The sequence below is a fragment of the Streptomyces sp. PH9007 genome (genome assembly GCF_059813725.1).
In genome coordinates this window covers 1261872-1277619 of sequence record NZ_CM187440.1, presented here as the reverse complement: position 1 = coordinate 1277619, position 15748 = coordinate 1261872, and the positions used below count along the sequence as shown (strand labels likewise).

Here is a 15748-nt window from a genome sequence, read left to right as displayed (position 1 = left end):
ATGGGCTCTTACCACTGGGACGGAACGACCCCGCGCCGGGTTCCTGGGGCCACCGGTAGCCTGGTCGGGCCGATATCCGTGCCTCCCCGGGAGCAGTCCACCGTGCGCATCGCCGTCTCCGGCTCCATCGCCCATGACCATCTGATGACCTTCCCCGGCCGGTTCGCCGACCAGTTGGTGGGGGATCAGCTGCACACCGTCTCGCTCTCCTTCCTCGTCGACGCCCTGGAGGTGCGCCGCGGTGGGGTCGGCGCCAACATCTGCTTCGGGATGGGGCAGCTCGGCGCCCGCCCGATCCTCGTGGGTGCGGCCGGTGAGGACTTCGAGGAGTACCGGGCCTGGCTGGACCGGCACGGCGTGGACACCTCCGCCGTACGGATCTCCGAGGTGCTGCACACCGCCCGTTTCGTGTGCACGACGGATGCCGACCACAACCAGATCGGCTCCTTCTACACGGGCGCCATGAGCGAGGCCCGGCTGATCGAGCTGGCCGCGATCGCCGCCCGCGTCGGTGAGCTGGACCTGGTGCACATCGGGGCCGATGACCCCGAGGCGATGATGCGGCACACCGAGGAGTGCCGCACCCGGGGCATCCCGTTCGCCGCCGACTACTCGCAGCAGCTGGCGCGGATGGACGGCGAGGACATCAAGAACCTCACCGAGGGCGCCGCCTACCTCTTCAACAACGAGTACGAGAAGGCCCTCATCGAGACCAAGACCGGCTGGTCGGCGGAGGAGGTGCTGAGCAAGGTCGGCACCCAGGTCACTACGCTGGGCGCGCGCGGGGTGCGGATCGACCGGGCGGGCGAGGAGACGATCTTCGTCGGCTGCGCCGAGGAGGAGTCCAAGACCGACCCGACCGGCGTCGGCGACGCCTTCCGCGCCGGGTTCCTGGCCGGGCTGGCCTGGGGCGCCTCGCTGGAGCGGTCCGCCCAGGTGGGCTGCATGCTGGCCACGCTGGTGATTGAGACGGTTGGCACCCAGGAGTACACGCTGCGCCGGGGCGCCTTCATGGAGCGCTTCACCAAGGCGTACGGCGCGGACGCGGCGGCCGAGGTCCGCGAGCACCTGCTCTAGGCGGTGCCGCGTCCGGCACCGGGCGCGGGGCGGGCGGGGCGGCGTGCGCCCCGCCCCGAACACTCGGCCCGGCCCGGACACTCACTCCGCCCGGCGGACCCGGTACGCGGTGGCGCCTCCGTCCGCCGCGCTCTCGCCCAGGTAGTCGTGGTGGTGGGTGTGGCACCAGGCGGGGATGTCCAGCCGGGCGGCCTCGTCGTCGCACAGGACGGTGACCACCGCGCCCACCGGCACGGTGCCGATCACCGCCGCCAGCTCGATCACCGGGACCGGGCAGCGCTTGCCGAGCGCGTCCACCGTCACCCCGTCCGGGCCGCTCGCCACCACCACCGGGTCGGCGTCCGGCACCAGCTGGGCACGGACGGAGCCGACCGCCTCGGGGAGGGAAGCCAGGAAACGGTTCACCTCCCCGCGGGTGGTCCCCGGCGGCAGCGAGACCCGTACGTTGCCCTCCGAGAGCACGCCCATCGCCCGCAGGACATGGCTGGGCGTCAGCGTCGAGGAGGTGCACGAGGAGCCGGAGGAGACCGCGAAACCGGCCCGGTCCAGGGCGTGCAGCAGCGCCTCGCCGTCCGCGTAGAGGCAGGAGAAGGTGACGAGGTGCGGCAGCCGCCGTACCGGGTCGCCCACCACCTCGGTGTCGGGGACGAGTTCCGGCACCCGGTCCCTGATCCGGTCCACCAGGGCGGCCAGCCGTTCCGCCTCGGCCGCCGCCTCCTGGCGCACCGCGCGCAGCGAGGCCGCCGCCGCCACGATCGCCGGGATGTTCTCGAAGCCGGCCGCCCGGCCGCGTTCGCGCTCGTCGGCGGGCGGCGGGGGAGCGAACCGTACGCCCTTGCGCACCACGAGCAGCCCCACTCCGGCCGGGCCGCCCCACTTGTGCGCGCTGGCCGCCAGCAGCGACCAGTCGCCGGGCACCGGGCCCCAGGGCAGCGACTGGGCCGCGTCCACCAGCAGCGGGACCCCGGCCGCCCAGCACAGCTCGGCCGCCTCCGCGACCGGCTGGGCGGTGCCCACCTCGTGGTTGGCGGACTGGAGGCAGACCAGCGCGGCCGGGTCGCCGTCGCCCAGCGCCTGCCGCAGGGCGTCGGTGGGCAGCCGTCCGGTGCGCTCGACCGGCAGTTCGGTGACGGTGCCGCCCGCCGCCTCGTGCGTCGCGGCGGCGTGCAGCACGGCCGAGTGCTCGACCGCCGACACCAGCAGCCGCCGGCTCACCCGGCGGCGGCCGGCCAGCGCGCCCGCGATGCCGGTGTGCAGCGCACGGGTACCCGAAGGGGTGAACGTCAGTTCGTCGGGGCGGCAGCCGACCGCCTCCGCCGCCGACTCGCGCGCCGCGTCCAGCAGCATCCTGGCCCGGCGGCCCTCACGGTGCGGGCGGCCGGGGTCGGCCCACCCGTCGTCGAGTGCGGCCAGCAGGGCCTGCCGGGCGACCGGGTGCAGGGGGAGGGAGGAAGCGGCATCGAAGTAGGACACCCCCTGAACGTAGCGCCCCCGCGTCAACCCGGTGCTCGCGGCCACCCGGTCTCGAACCCCTGTGCCCGACACGCTCGCACGGCGTCAGAAGGGGGCGGTGAGCGGGGACTCGGCGGGTGGCGGAACCGGCGCGCCGGGTTGGGCACCCTCCCCGCACGACCTCAAATAGCGTCCAGTAGGGTTTGCACCGCATAAACATCCAAACCCCTGCCCGTGTCAGGGCCGGTGCCCCCGCCCCGGGCGAAGGCAGTGGCCGTATACCGCGGGCGAGACTCTCGGGAAGGCGCTACGTGAGTCCCAACGGCTCCGACCGCTCGTCGCGGCGCCCGGTGCGGCGGATCCTGCCGCAGGCGTTGCTCGCGGGCTTGGTCCTGGCGACCGCGACAGGTTGCACATCCGAGGACTTCCCCCGTCTCGGTATGCCCACTCCGGTGACGGAGGAGGCGCCGCGCATTCTGTCCCTGTGGCAGGGCTCGTGGGCCGCCGCTCTGGTGACGGGCGTACTGGTGTGGGGGCTGATCCTGTGGAGTGTCTTCTTCCACCGCCGGTCCAGGACCAAGGTGGAAGTGCCGCCGCAGAACCGGTACAACCTGCCCATTGAGGCGCTGTACACCCTGGTTCCGCTGGTGATCGTCTCGGTCCTCTTCTACTTCACCGCACGTGACCAGACCAAGCTCCTGGAGACCTCGGACCAGCCGGACCACGTGATCAACGTGGTCGGTTTCCAGTGGAGCTGGGCCTTCAACTACCTGGAGCCGGTCGGACACCTGTCCGAGGAGACCGAGACCCAGAAGTTCGCCCAGAACGCTCCCGAGCTGGCGTCCATCCCCGACCGCTTCATGGAGGCCGTCCCGGAGAACGCGGACGGGGTCTACACGGTGGGCGCGCTGGACGACCGCGACCCGGACACCGGCAACCCCGGGCCCACCCTGTGGCTGCCCGAGGGCGAGACGGTCCAGTTCATCATCACTTCGCGGGACGTCAACCACTCCTTCTGGGTGGTTCCGTTCCTCATGAAGCAGGACGCGATCCCCGGGCACACCAACCGCTTCGAGGTGACCCCGAACAAGCAGGGCACCTTCATGGGCAAGTGCGCCGAGCTGTGCGGCGAGGCCCATGCCCGGATGCTCTTCAACGTGAAGGTCGTCTCCCCCGAGGAGTACCAGCAGCACCTCCAGGATCTGGCTGCCCAGGGTCAGACGGGCTTCATCCCGGCGGGCATCGAGCAGACGGAAGCCGCCACTAACGCGGAGACGAACCAGCCGTGACAATCCTTGACACCCCACAGGAGGCCGGCGCCGCGAAGGCAGTGCCGCCGGTGCGCCGGAAAGAGCCCGGCAATATTGTGATCAAGTGGCTCACCACCACGGATCACAAGACGATCGGCAATATGTATCTGCTGACGTCGTTCATCTTCTTCATCGTCGGCGGCGTCATGGCGCTCATCATGCGCGCCGAGCTGGCCAGGCCGGGTCTGCAGCTGGTCTCCAAGGAGCAGTTCAACCAGCTGTTCACCATGCACGGCACGGTGATGCTGCTGCTCTTCGCGACCCCGCTGTTCGCCGGGTTCGCGAACTGGATCATGCCGCTGCAGATCGGCGCGCCCGATGTGGCGTTCCCGCGGCTGAACATGCTGGCGTACTGGCTGTACCTCTTCGGCGGTCTGCTGGTGATCGCGGGCTTCTTCACCCCGCAGGGCGCCGCGAGCTTCGGCTGGTTCGCCTATTCACCACTGTCCGACGCGGTCCGCTCGCCGGGCGTGGGCGCCGACATGTGGGTGATGGGTCTGGCCTTCTCCGGCTTCGGCACCATCCTGGGCGCGGTCAACTTCATCACCACCATCATCTGCATGCGCGCCCCCGGCATGACGATGTTCCGGATGCCGATCTTCACCTGGAACGTCCTGCTCACCGGTGTGCTCGTGCTGCTGGCCTTCCCCGTGCTGGCCGCCGCGCTGTTCGCGCTGGCCGCCGACCGGGTGTTCGGGGCACAAATCTTCAATCCGGCCAACGGCGGCTCGATTCTGTGGCAACACCTCTTCTGGTTCTTCGGCCATCCAGAGGTGTACATCATCGCGCTGCCGTTCTTCGGCATCATCTCGGAGATCATCCCGGTCTTCAGCCGCAAGCCGATCTTCGGTTACATCGGTCTGGTCATCGCGACCATTTCCATCGCCGGTCTGTCGGTGACGGTGTGGGCGCACCACATGTACGTGACGGGAGCGGTACTCCTACCGTTCTTCTCGTTCATGACCTTCCTGATCGCGGTACCGACCGGTGTGAAGTTCTTCAACTGGATCGGCACCATGTGGAAGGGGTCACTGAGTTTCGAGACCCCGATGCTGTGGTCGATCGGCTTCCTGGTCACGTTCCTCTTCGGTGGTCTGACCGGTGTGATCCTCGCGTCGCCGCCGCTGGACTTCCATGTCTCGGACACCTACTTCGTGGTGGCGCACTTCCACTACGTGGTGTTCGGCACCGTGGTCTTCGCGATGTTCGCCGGCTTCCACTTCTGGTGGCCGAAGTGGACCGGCAAGATGCTGGACGAGCGTCTTGGCAAGATCACCTTCTGGACGCTGTTCATCGGTTTCCACGGCACCTTCCTGGTGCAGCACTGGCTGGGCACCGAGGGCATGGTGCGGCGGTACGCGGACTATCTCGCCGCGGACGGCTTCACCGCGCTGAACACCATCTCCACCATCAGCTCGTTCCTGCTGGGCATGTCGATGCTGCCGTTCTTCTACAACGTCTGGAAGACGTGGAAGTACGGGAAGCCGGTCAACGCGGACGACCCGTGGGGCTACGGCCGCTCGCTGGAGTGGGCGACCTCCTCCCCGCCGCCGCGGCACAACTTCGTCACCCTGCCGAAGATCCGCTCCGAATCGCCGGCGTTCGACCTGCACCACCCTGAGCTGGCCGTGCTGGACGCGCTGGAGAACACCGATCCCCGCACCGCGGTGACCGGTGGGACCGAGAGCAAGCCGACCGAGGGCCGTACCGAGTCCGAGGGAGACGCCAAGTGAAGATCCAGGGTTACCTCTTCAGCGGCATCGCCCTGTTCATGCTGGGCGCGGCCATCGTCTACGGACTGTGGTCCAAGGAGCCGGTGGGGACGACCGCCCTGTTCCTGTCCTTCTCGCTGGCCGCGATGATCGGGTTCTACCTGGTCTTCACGGCCCGCCGGGTGGACACCGGGGCGCAGGACCGCAAGGACGCCGACATCGCGGACGACGCGGGGGAGCTCGGCTTCTTCGCGCCGCACAGCTGGGCGCCGCTGGTGCTCGCGCTCGGTGGTCTGACCGCCTTCATGGGGCCGGTGTTCGGCTGGTGGCTGGCGTTCTTCACCGCGCCGCTGCTGCTCGTCGGTCTGTGGCTGTGGGTCTTCGAGTTCTACCGGGGCGAGAACCAGAACCAGTAGCCGCGACGTCCCGCGCACGTATCGCCGCAGGCCCCCGGGGAAGCCTCCCCGGGGGCCTGCGGCGTGCCGGGGACGGGCGACGCGACCGGTGGGTCCCCCGAATGCGGGAATCCCGCGCGCCCTGTCGGAGTATTATTCGTATTTTGTGACCATGGGTCATGAAAGAGGCATCTCGGACAGCGCGCCCAGCAGGGCGGTCGCATCCCGCCGGACGGCGCTCAGCTGCGCCCTGATACTCGCCCCGCTGATGGTCTGGGTCACCGCGTGCAGCGATGCCTCCAGATCCCTCACAGGCAAGCCCTACGACGCCACGGAACAGCTCTCCTTCGGCCCCGCCGGGGACAGCGACGCCGCCGTCAACCCCGACGAGCCGCTGAAGATCACCAGCAAGGACACCGACGGCCGGATCACGGACGTGGTGGCCACCGACGCGATCGGCCGCACCGTCACCGGACAGCTGTCCGAGGACGGCAGCAGCTGGCACAGCACCAGCCCGCTGGCGGCCGGGGCCAGCTACACCATTCAGGTGAGCACCGAGAACGACGGCCGCCCGGGGCGCGGCACCCACACCTTCAGCACCGGCGACTCGGACGCCGCCCCCCTCGACATCGAACTGGGCCCCACCGCGGGCACCTACGGGGTCGGTCAGCCGCTCACCGCGGAACTCAGCGAGGAGGTCGCCGACCCGGCCGAACGGCTCCTGGTGGAGAGCGCCCTCACGGTCGCCTCCGAGCCGCAGGTGGAGGGCTCCTGGCACTGGGTGGACGACACCCTGCTGCACTACCGGCCCAAGGAGTACTGGCCGGCCGGGGCGAGCGTCACGGTCAGCTCCCAGCTCGCCGGGCTGCACATCAGGGACGGGCTGCGCGGCGGTGCCGGGCAGGAGCTCCAGCTCACCATCGGCGACCGGGTGGAGGCGGTGGCCGACATCAGCGGCCACTACATGACCGTCTCCCGCAACGGCGAGGTCCTGCGCACCCTGCCCATCACCACCGGAAAAGTGGGATTCGCCACCCGCGACGGCAAGAAGGTCGTCCTCGGCCAGGAGCAGAACGTCCGGATGACCGGCACCAGCATCGGCATCCCGGCCGGCAGCTCCGAGTCGTACGACCTCGACGTCTCCTGGGCCACCCGGCTCACCTGGAGCGGCGAGTACGTGCACGCCGCGCCCTGGTCGGTGGGCTCCCAGGGCAACTCCAACGTCAGCCACGGGTGTACCGGAATGAGTGACGCGGACGCCCGCTGGTTCTTCGAAACCGTGCGCCAGGGCGACATCGTCGAACACATCAACGGCTACGGCGAGGACATGGCGCCCTTCGGCAACGGCTTCGGCGACTGGAACCTGTCCTGGGACGAGTGGCTGGCGGGCAGCGCCCTCCACCAGGCGCCCGACCCGGCCGGCGCGTCCGGCAGCCCCAGCCGGCTCGCCCCGGCGCTCTGAGAGCCCGCCAGAGCTTCTGGGAGCCGCCCCGTGGCCCCGGCCCCGTCCAACGACCGGCCGGGGCCTCAGCCGGGGCTCTCCCGGCTCAGGCGACGGCGGGCAGCCTCGAGCGCAGCAGTTCCGCCAGCGCGGCCGCCAGCTGAACCGGGTCCACCGGGTGCGGGACGGCCGACTCCGCCCGGCTCCACGTCGCCAGCCAGGCGTCCTGGGGGCGCCCGATCAGCAGCAGCACGGGCGGGCAGTCGAAGATCTCGTCCTTGATCTGCCGGCACACCCCCATGCCGCCCGCCGGGACGGCCTCGCCGTCCAGCACGCACACATCGACGCCGCCGCGCTCCAGTTCGGACAGCACGGCGGGCAGGGTGGCGCACTCCACATACTCCACCGCCGGGGCATCGGAGGCGGGGCGGCGGCCGGCCGCCAGACGTACCTGTTCGCGGGTGTTCGCGTCGTCGCTGTAGACCAGCACCGTTGCGGTCCGCTGCATCGTTCCTCCGCGTGAATGGACGGGTAGCGTGGCCCGGATGCTACTCCGTCGGCACCGCCCGGCGGCAGGGGTCGTCAACCTCGGAGTGGCCCCGCGTCGTCCCAGGACATACCGCTTGGACACACCGAATGGCACCCCCCGGCTAAGCGCCGGATAAGCGACCGACATAATGTCCGGCGTGGCGACAGCAACAGCAGTAGAAACCGGGCGCGCACACCCCTCGGTCAACAGGCCGAATGTCACCAGCGTCGGAACCGTCATCTGGCTGAGTTCCGAGCTGATGTTCTTCGCGGCGCTCTTCGCGATGTACTTCACCCTGCGATCGGTGATGGGAGCGGACTTCTGGACGGATAAGGCGGATACCCTCAACGTCCCCTTCGCCCTGGGCAACACCTCGATCCTGGTGCTCTCTTCCCTGTTCTGCCAGCTCGGCGTCTTCGCCGCCGAGCGGGGCGACGTGAAGAAGCTGCGCCTGTGGTTCGTGGTCACCTTCGTCATGGGCGCGGTCTTCATCGGCGGCCAGGTGACGGAGTATGTGGAACTGGTGCACGAGGGCGTCACGCTGTCCTCCGACCCGTACGGGTCCGCCTTCTACCTCACCACCGGCTTCCACGGCCTCCACGTGGTGGGCGGACTGATCGCCTTCCTGCTGGTCCTGGGACGGACCTACGCGGCGCGGCGGTTCACCCATGAGCAGGCCACGTCGGCCATCGTCGTGTCCTACTACTGGCACTTCGTGGATGTCGTCTGGATCGGCCTCTTCGCCACGATCTACCTGATCAAGTAGCCGGTCGCCGCACCGGACGCGCTCCGACGCACACCTCAAGCACCGACGCAGCAGATCCTGACACCGGGGTAATCCGTGAAAAAGCTCTCCGCACGACGGCGCCATCCGCTGGCTGCGCTCGTCGTCCTTATCTTCGCGCTGGCGGTCACCGGGGGGCTGTACGCCGTACTGGCGCCCTCGGGTGAGGCCCAGGCCGAGGAAACGGCCCAGACCCTCGCCATCGAGGAAGGCAAGGCGCTCTACTCCGTGGGCTGCTCCAGCTGCCACGGCAACGAGGGCCAGGGCGGCACCGGTGGACCCTCCCTGGTGGGTGTCGGTGCCGCTTCCGTCGACTTCCAGGTGGGTACCGGCCGGATGCCCATGGCGCAGCCGGGCCCGCAGGCCGAAGCCAAGCCCCCCGTCTACAACCAGGCCGAGATCGACCAGCTCGCCGCGTACATCGCCTCCCTGGGCCCCGGCCCGGCCGTGCCCGAGTCCGACGCGTACGACCCCGCCCAGGGCGACCCGGCGCGCGGTGGCGAACTGTTCCGCACCAACTGCTCGCAGTGCCACAACTACACCGGTCAGGGCGGCGCGCTGACACACGGCAAGTTCGCCCCGAACCTGGCGGACGTGAACCCGCGTCACCTGTACGAAGCCATGCTGACCGGCCCGCAGAACATGCCCTCCTTCCCCGACGGGGTGCTCCCCGAGGACGCCAAGCGCGACATCATCGCCTGGCTGGACGCGACCAACACCTCCGAGTCGCCCAACCCCGGCGGTCTGAGCCTGGGCGGATACGGCCCGGTGGGTGAGGGCTTCTTCGCCTGGACCATCGGCATCGGCATGCTGATCGCCGTGGCCGTGTGGATCGCCGCCCGCAGCGCGAAGGCGAAGAAGTCATGAGCAATCCCGACGACAACGACTCCCGGAACTCCCACAACAACGTGTCTGACGAACACCTGCCGAGCGAGCAGGAGCGTGGCGCGGTGGCCCCGGCGGACGATCCGTTCGCCGACCCCGGACTGCCGCCGCACGAACACCGCAGGCAGGACATCGACGAGCGGGCCGCCAAACGGTCCGAGCGCACCGTGGCCCTGCTGTTCACGGTGTCCATGCTGGCCACCATCGGCTTCATCGCCTCCTACGTGGCGATCCCGATCGACAAGATCGTCTACATCTGGCCCTTCGGTCACATCAGCGGGCTCAACTTCGCCCTCGGTCTGACCCTGGGTCTCGCCCTGTTCTGCATCGGCGCCGGCGCGGTCCACTGGGCCCGCACGCTGATGTCGGACGAGGAGATGAGCGACGAGCGGCACCCGATCGAGGCCAGCCCCGAGGTCAAGGCCCAGGTCCTGGCGGACTTCGCCCAGGGCACCAAGGAGTCGCAGTTCGGCCGGCGCAAGCTGGTGCGGACCACGCTCTTCGGCGCGCTGGCGCTGGTGCCGCTCTCCGGAGTGGTGCTGCTGCGCGACCTCGGCCCGCTGCCGGGGACCAAGCTGCGCCACACCATGTGGAAGCCCGGCTCGCTGATCATCAACGAGAACACGATGCAGCCGCTGCGGCCCGAGGACATCACGCTCGGTTCGCTGACCCAGGCCATGCCGGAGGGTCTCGACCCGCACGACCACAACTTCCAGGTCGAGATCGCCAAGGCCGCGGTCATGCTGGTCCGCCTGGAGCCGGATGACATCAAGGACCCGAAGTCGGCCGAGTGGGGCCACGAGGGCATCCTGTGTTTCTCCAAGATCTGCACGCACATCGGTTGCCCGGCCACCCTGTACGAGCAGCAGACCCATCACGCGCTGTGCCCCTGCCACCAGTCGACGTTCGACCTCGCCGACGGGGCCCGGGTGCTGTTCGGTCCCGCGGGCCACCCGCTGCCGCAGCTGCGTATCAAGGTGAACGACGACGGTTACCTCGAAGCCCTCGGTGACTTCGAGGAGCCGCCCGGCCCGAGCTTCTGGGAGCGCGGATGAGTACGGCAACCAAGAACGCCGAGGCTCCCGAGGCACCGTCCTCGCGGGGCAAGGCGCCCGCCGGCGAGCGCATCGCCGACTGGGCGGACGGCCGGGTGGGGATCTACTCCCTCGCCAAGGCCAACATGCGCAAGATCTTCCCGGACCACTGGTCCTTCCTGCTGGGCGAGATCTGCCTCTACGCCTTCATCATCCTCATCGCGACCGGTGTCTATCTGACGCTGTTCTTCGTGCCGAGCATGGCGGAGGTCGAGTACCACGGCTCCTACGCGCCCATGAACGGGCTGCTGATGTCCGAGGCGTACGCCTCGACGCTCGACATCAGCTTCGAGGTCCGCGGTGGTCTGCTCGTGCGGCAGATCCACCACTGGGCCGCGCTGATCTTCGTGGTCGGCATCTTCATGCACATGATGCGGGTGTTCTTCACCGGTGCCTTCCGCAAGCCGCGTGAGGTCAACTGGGTCTTCGGCTTCCTGCTCTTCGTGCTGGCGATCCTCACCGGTCTGACGGGCTACTCGCTCCCCGACGACCTGCTCTCCGGTGTCGGTATCCGCTTCTCCGAGGGCGCGATGCTCGCCGTCCCGGTGGTCGGCTCCTACATCCAGATGTTCGTCTTCGGCGGGGAGTTCCCCGGCACGGACATCATCCCGAGGTTCTTCGTCGCGCACGTGCTGCTGCTGCCCGGCATCATGGCGGCGCTGGTGGTGGCCCACCTCATCCTGATCGTGTTCCACAAGCACACCCACTACGCCGGGCCCGGCCGCAAGAACACCAACGTGGTCGGCTTCCCGCTGTTCCCGGTGTACACGGCCAAGGCCGGCGGGTTCTTCTTCCTGGTGTTCGGTGTGATCACCATCATCGCCGCCACCACGACGATCAACGGGGTGTGGGTACTCGGCCCGTACCGGCCGGACCAGATCACCTCCAACGCGCAACCGGACTGGTATCTGGGCTTCTCCGAGGGTCTGGTGCGTCTGATGCCGGGCTGGGAGTGGGTGATCCCGGGCGGCTACACGCTGAACTTCGGTCTGCTGGTGCCGCTGGCGGTCTTCCCGCTGATGCTGATCATCATCGCGCTGTACCCGTTCTTCGAGAGCTGGGTCACCAAGGACCGGCGCGAGCACCACATCGCGGAGCGGCCGCGCAACGCGCCGACCCGTACCGCGTTCGGTGTGGCGTGGATCAGCTGGTACCTGGTCGCCCTGGTGGCCGGTGGCAACGACGTGATCGCGCTGAAGTTCGGGCTGTCGATCAACACCATCACCTGGATCTGCCGGATCGCCTTCTTCGTCCTGCCGGTGCTCGTCTTCTGGGCCACCCGCCGGGTGTGTCTGGGACTCCAGCGCCGGGACAAGGAGAAGGTGCTGCACGGCCGGGAGACCGGTGTGATCAAGCGGCTGCCGCACGGCGAGTTCATCGAGGTGCACGAGCCGCTGTCCCGCGAGCAGCTGCACACGCTCACCGCGCACGACCAGTACAAGCCGGCCGAACTGCCGCCGGCGACGGACGAGAACGGGGTCCGGAACAAGGTCGGCGTCATCGAGCGGCTGCGGGTCAAGGTGAGCCGCGGCTACTTCGGCGAGAGCGGTCAGGTCACCAAGCCGACCGCCGAGGAGTACCGCGAGATCACCGAGGGACACGGCCACCACTGAGCCGCGTTCCGTGCTGACGGGTCAAGAGCCCCGGTCCGATCTCCGGACCGGGGCTCTTGCCGTGTCGCGGGCAGGTTAGGCTGCCCCGCAGAAGATCCCCGGATCCCCCAGAGGTGAGCCATGAGCACTGTGCCCCCCGTCGGCGACGACGCCGCGGCGGCCCGCGCCTGGCCGGACATCCTCACCGCCCTCATCTCCGGAACCGACCTCTCCACCGGGGACACCGCCTGGGCGATGGACCGCATCATGCGCGGCGAGGCGACCGACGCGCAGATCGCCGGGTTCGCGGTCGGGCTGCGCGCCAAGGGCGAGACGGTCGGCGAGATCGCCGGCCTCGTGCGGGCCATGTACGCACACGCCCGGCTGATCGAGGTCCCCGGCCCGGCCGTGGACATCGTGGGCACCGGCGGCGACCGGGCCAAGACCGTCAACATCTCCACCATGTCCGCCATCGTGGTGGCCGGCACCGGAGCCAAGGTCGTCAAGCACGGCAACCGGGCGGCCTCCAGCGCCAGCGGCGCCTCCGACGTCCTGGAGAAGCTGGGCGTCAACCTCACGCTGCGTCCCGAGCGGGTCGCCGAAGTGGCGCAGGAAGCGGGCATCACCTTCTGCTTCGCCGCCAACTTCCACCCCTCGCTGCGCCATGTGGCGGGCGCCCGCCGCGAGCTGGGGGTGGCGACCCCGTTCAACTTCCTGGGGCCGCTGACCAACCCGGCCCGGGTCCGGGCCCAGGCCACCGGGGTGGCCGACGCCCGGATGGCCCCGATCATGGCCGGGGTGCTGGCCGAACGGGGCAGCTCGGCGCTGATCTTCCGCGGCGACGACGGCCTGGACGAGCTGACCACCACGGCCACCTCCACCGTGTGGGTGGTCCGGGACGGTGCGGTGCGCCAGGAGACCTTCGACCCGCGCGAGGTGGGCCTGGAGCTGGTGCCGGTGTCCGCGCTGCGCGGCGCGGACGCCTCGTACAACGCGGACGTGGCGCGCCGGCTGCTGGCCGGTGAGCCGGGCCCGGTACGCGACGCGGTCCTGCTGAACTCGGCCGCCGCGCTGGTGGCGCTCGCTCCGTCGGACGCCCCGCTGGCCGAGCAGATCGCGGCGGGCATGACCCGGGCGGCGGCCGCCGTCGACACCGGTGCGGCCCGGGACACCCTGGAACGCTGGGTGAGCGCGACCCACCGCTGACCGCTCGGGGGCGGCCCTCAGCGCGGTCGGACTCACCGAGCCCGCCGACCGGCGGGCCGCCACCTGCCCGGGCGGCACGATCCGCCGCCTCGGACTCGCCCGGGCCCTCGGCAGCCCGCGTGAGCCGCGCGAACAGGTCGCCAGGGAGCCGGGCGCCAGGGCCCCGCCCCGGGTGGGGCGCACCCTACCGGCGCGGATCACCGCCCCGCGCGGCCCGCTGGCCGGTGCCTCCGACCGGCTGCTGCTGCCGCGCCTGGCGCGCTGAGCGACGGGCGGGGTCCGTCCCGGCGCCGGGTCAGGCGTCGAGGCCGATCGCGAACGCCGCCTCCAGGTCGTGCTGGGAGTAGGCGCGGAACGCGATGTGGGTTTCGGTCGACTCCACGCCGGGAACCTTGCTGATCCTGCCGGGGATCACGTCCGCCAAGTCGTCGTGGCGCGGGACGCGGACGATGGCGATCAGGTCGTGCGCGCCGGTCACCGAGTACACCTCACTGACCCCCTCCAGGGCCGCGATCGCTTCCGCGATCTCCGGGATACGGTCCACGCTGGTCTTGATGAGCACGATGGAGGTGATCACGGCTTGGCCTTCCCTGGACGCCGGTCGCGGTACGCCGCTCACCTTAGCCCGCGCGCCCCCGCCATCCGCCGGACGGGCGATCCCCGGCGCTTGAGCACACGTGCCAGTACGCAGGCCGTAGGGTGACCGTGCGGATGATGACAGCCTCCCCCGGACCCCCTTCGGGAGGTACCCCCGGCCGGGCAGTTCAGAAAGTAGGCGAAACCATGGCGCATTCTCGGCCAACGGATGCTGACGGACGGGTGTGACCGGTCATGGATGCCACGGATGGCGATGAGGGAGCGGAGCCCGCAGAGAGCCTGGACCGTCCGCTGCCGGAGAAGGTCCGGCACCGTGTGATCGTGCTGGCCGGAGACGCCTTCGCCGGCCTCACCGTCAACGAGCTGCCGCCGGTCCTGCGGCAGTACGCGCGGTTCACCCCCGTCCGCCGGGTCCGGCACGGCGGCGCCGCCATCGCCACCGCCCTGGAGAACGACACCCTCTTCCGGCACCGCGTCGCCGCCCGGCTGCGCGCCGCCGAACCGGAGTTGGCCGAGGCCGTGGAGGGCGGCACCCCGCCCGCCGCCGCCGATCCGGTCGCGGTCGCCGCCATCGCCTATCTGCTGCGGCCCCCCGGCTGGGCCAAGCTGGTGGCCGCCGCAGGCGAGGAAGCGCAGCGCGCCCAGGACGAGCGCGCCGGTGAGGAGCGCGAGCGCGAACTCGCCCGGCTGCGCACCGAGCTGGCGGACGCCCGGACCATCGCGCGCACCGACAGCGAGCGGCTGCGCGCCGAACTCGAAGCAGCCCGCAAGGAGACCGACGCCGTGCACCGCAAGCTGCGCAGCGCGCTCAGCGACGTGCGGCGCGGCGAGGCCACGGTGCGCAAGCTGCGCGAGGAACTGGAGACGGTCCGCGGCGAGGCCGGTGCCGCCCGTGCCGCGGCGGACAGTGAGGCGCGGCGGTTGCGCGCCCGGCTGGCCGAGGCCGAGACCACCCTGGAGTCGGGCCGCAAGGCGGCGCGCGAGGGGCGGGGCATCGAGGACATGCGGCTGCGGCTGCTGCTGGACACCGTGCTGGACGCAGCCCAGGGGCTGCGCCGGGAACTGGCCCTGCCGCCGGCCCAGTTGCGGCCCGCCCAGACGGTGGACGCGGTGCGGCCGGGGGAACTGTCCCCACAGGACGTCGCCCATCGCGCGCTGGCCGAGGACGATCCGGCGCTGCTCGACCAGTTGCTGGCGCTGCCCCAGGCCCACCTGGTGGTCGACGGCTACAACGTCACCAAATCCGGTTATCCCACCCTGCCGTTGGAGAAGCAGCGGGCCCGGCTCCTGCGCGGACTCGCGGTACTGGCTGCGCAGACCGGCGCCGAGATGACCTGCGTGTTCGACGGCGCGGAGCTGGCCGCGCCGGTGCTGCTGACGCCGCCGCGCGGGGTGCGGGTGCTGTTCAGCAACCCGGGGCAGACCGCCGACGAGCTGATCCGGCGGCTGGTGCGCGCCGAACCCCCGGGCCGCCCCGTGGTGGTGGTCTCCTCCGACCGGGAGGTCGCCGACGGCATCGCACGCGCCGGGGCGCGTCCCGCAGCCTCCGCACTGCTGCTCAAACGCCTTGCCCGGACATGATCCGGTTGCGCCGATCTGGCCCGTGCTGCCGGTTTTTCCGCCGGTCAGGGGCGGTGTGACCGCTTCTGTGCCGCACGCTGGGTGACCCGTGGT

The 15748-nt window shown here is 70.3% G+C and carries 14 protein-coding genes; 11 read left to right on the top strand and 3 right to left on the bottom strand.

Annotated elements, in window-relative coordinates:
* Positions 1 to 102: 102 nt before the first annotated feature.
* The gene (locus tag ACTFAP_RS05620) at positions 103 to 1077 is read left to right on the top strand and encodes a carbohydrate kinase family protein (protein WP_400009248.1); all 975 of its coding nucleotides are present in this window, start codon (positions 103 to 105) and stop codon (positions 1075 to 1077) included.
* 81 nt (positions 1078 to 1158) lie between these two features.
* On the opposite strand, the gene ACTFAP_RS05615 is transcribed toward ACTFAP_RS05620, so the two are convergent.
* The gene (locus ACTFAP_RS05615) at positions 1159 to 2550 is read right to left on the bottom strand and encodes a cysteine desulfurase/sulfurtransferase TusA family protein (protein WP_400009247.1); all 1392 of its coding nucleotides are present in this window, start codon (positions 2548 to 2550) and stop codon (positions 1159 to 1161) included.
* A gap of 290 nt (positions 2551 to 2840) precedes the next feature.
* Here ACTFAP_RS05615 and ctaC point away from each other — a divergent pair, with 290 nt between their 5' ends.
* The 4 genes from ctaC (at position 2841) to ACTFAP_RS05595 (ending at position 7408) form a co-directional block, all read left to right on the top strand.
* Positions 2841 to 3818: an aa3-type cytochrome oxidase subunit II gene (gene ctaC / locus ACTFAP_RS05610; protein WP_030734534.1), complete on the top strand. Its 978-nt coding sequence runs from the start codon at positions 2841 to 2843 to the stop codon at positions 3816 to 3818.
* The gene (gene ctaD, locus ACTFAP_RS05605; protein ID WP_400009245.1) at positions 3815 to 5572 is read left to right on the top strand and encodes an aa3-type cytochrome oxidase subunit I; all 1758 of its coding nucleotides are present in this window, start codon (positions 3815 to 3817) and stop codon (positions 5570 to 5572) included. Before ctaC ends, ctaD begins: the two co-directional genes overlap by 4 nt.
* Positions 5569 to 5967 (top strand): cytochrome c oxidase subunit 4, encoded by a 399-nt coding sequence (locus tag ACTFAP_RS05600; RefSeq protein ID WP_030734529.1) that lies wholly within the window; start codon positions 5569 to 5571, stop codon positions 5965 to 5967. The genes ctaD and ACTFAP_RS05600 overlap by 4 nt, the downstream gene beginning before the upstream one ends.
* Before the next feature lie 151 nt (positions 5968 to 6118).
* Positions 6119 to 7408: a L,D-transpeptidase gene (locus ACTFAP_RS05595; RefSeq protein ID WP_436981264.1), complete on the top strand. Its 1290-nt coding sequence runs from the start codon at positions 6119 to 6121 to the stop codon at positions 7406 to 7408.
* Positions 7409 to 7493: 85 nt separating this feature from the next.
* On the opposite strand, the gene ACTFAP_RS05590 is transcribed toward ACTFAP_RS05595, so the two are convergent.
* Complete coding sequence (locus ACTFAP_RS05590) at positions 7494 to 7895, bottom strand: hypothetical protein (protein ID WP_436981266.1); 402 nt, start codon at positions 7893 to 7895, stop codon at positions 7494 to 7496.
* Positions 7896 to 8064: 169 nt separating this feature from the next.
* On the opposite strand from ACTFAP_RS05590, the gene ctaE reads away from it, so the two are divergent.
* From ctaE to trpD, 5 genes are all read left to right on the top strand, one after another.
* A complete protein-coding gene (gene ctaE, locus ACTFAP_RS05585; protein ID WP_030734513.1) occupies positions 8065 to 8682 on the top strand; it encodes an aa3-type cytochrome oxidase subunit III in 618 nt (205 codons plus the stop codon).
* A gap of 75 nt (positions 8683 to 8757) precedes the next feature.
* The gene (gene qcrC / locus ACTFAP_RS05580) at positions 8758 to 9567 is read left to right on the top strand and encodes a cytochrome bc1 complex diheme cytochrome c subunit (RefSeq protein ID WP_400009240.1); all 810 of its coding nucleotides are present in this window, start codon (positions 8758 to 8760) and stop codon (positions 9565 to 9567) included.
* A complete protein-coding gene (gene qcrA, locus ACTFAP_RS05575; protein WP_400009238.1) occupies positions 9564 to 10640 on the top strand; it encodes a cytochrome bc1 complex Rieske iron-sulfur subunit in 1077 nt (358 codons plus the stop codon). Before qcrC ends, qcrA begins: the two co-directional genes overlap by 4 nt.
* Positions 10637 to 12292, top strand: coding sequence for a cytochrome bc1 complex cytochrome b subunit (gene qcrB, locus ACTFAP_RS05570; RefSeq protein WP_400009237.1), 1656 nt, complete (start codon positions 10637 to 10639; stop codon positions 12290 to 12292). The genes qcrA and qcrB overlap by 4 nt, the downstream gene beginning before the upstream one ends.
* Positions 12293 to 12412: 120 nt before the next feature.
* Entirely contained in the window at positions 12413 to 13477 is a 1065-nt protein-coding gene (gene trpD / locus ACTFAP_RS05565; protein ID WP_500468362.1) for an anthranilate phosphoribosyltransferase, read from the top strand.
* Between the two features lie 295 nt (positions 13478 to 13772).
* Here the strand turns inward: trpD and ACTFAP_RS05560 are convergent, their stop codons facing one another.
* A complete protein-coding gene (locus tag ACTFAP_RS05560) occupies positions 13773 to 14054 on the bottom strand; it encodes an Lrp/AsnC ligand binding domain-containing protein (protein WP_030734501.1) in 282 nt (93 codons plus the stop codon).
* Positions 14055 to 14308: 254 nt separating this feature from the next.
* Between ACTFAP_RS05560 and ACTFAP_RS05555 the strand changes: the two genes are divergently transcribed.
* Positions 14309 to 15655 carry an NYN domain-containing protein gene (locus ACTFAP_RS05555; protein ID WP_390124861.1) on the top strand — a complete coding sequence of 449 codons (1347 nt, stop codon included), beginning with the start codon at positions 14309 to 14311 and terminating at the stop codon, positions 15653 to 15655.
* The last annotated feature ends 93 nt before the right edge of the window (positions 15656 to 15748 follow it).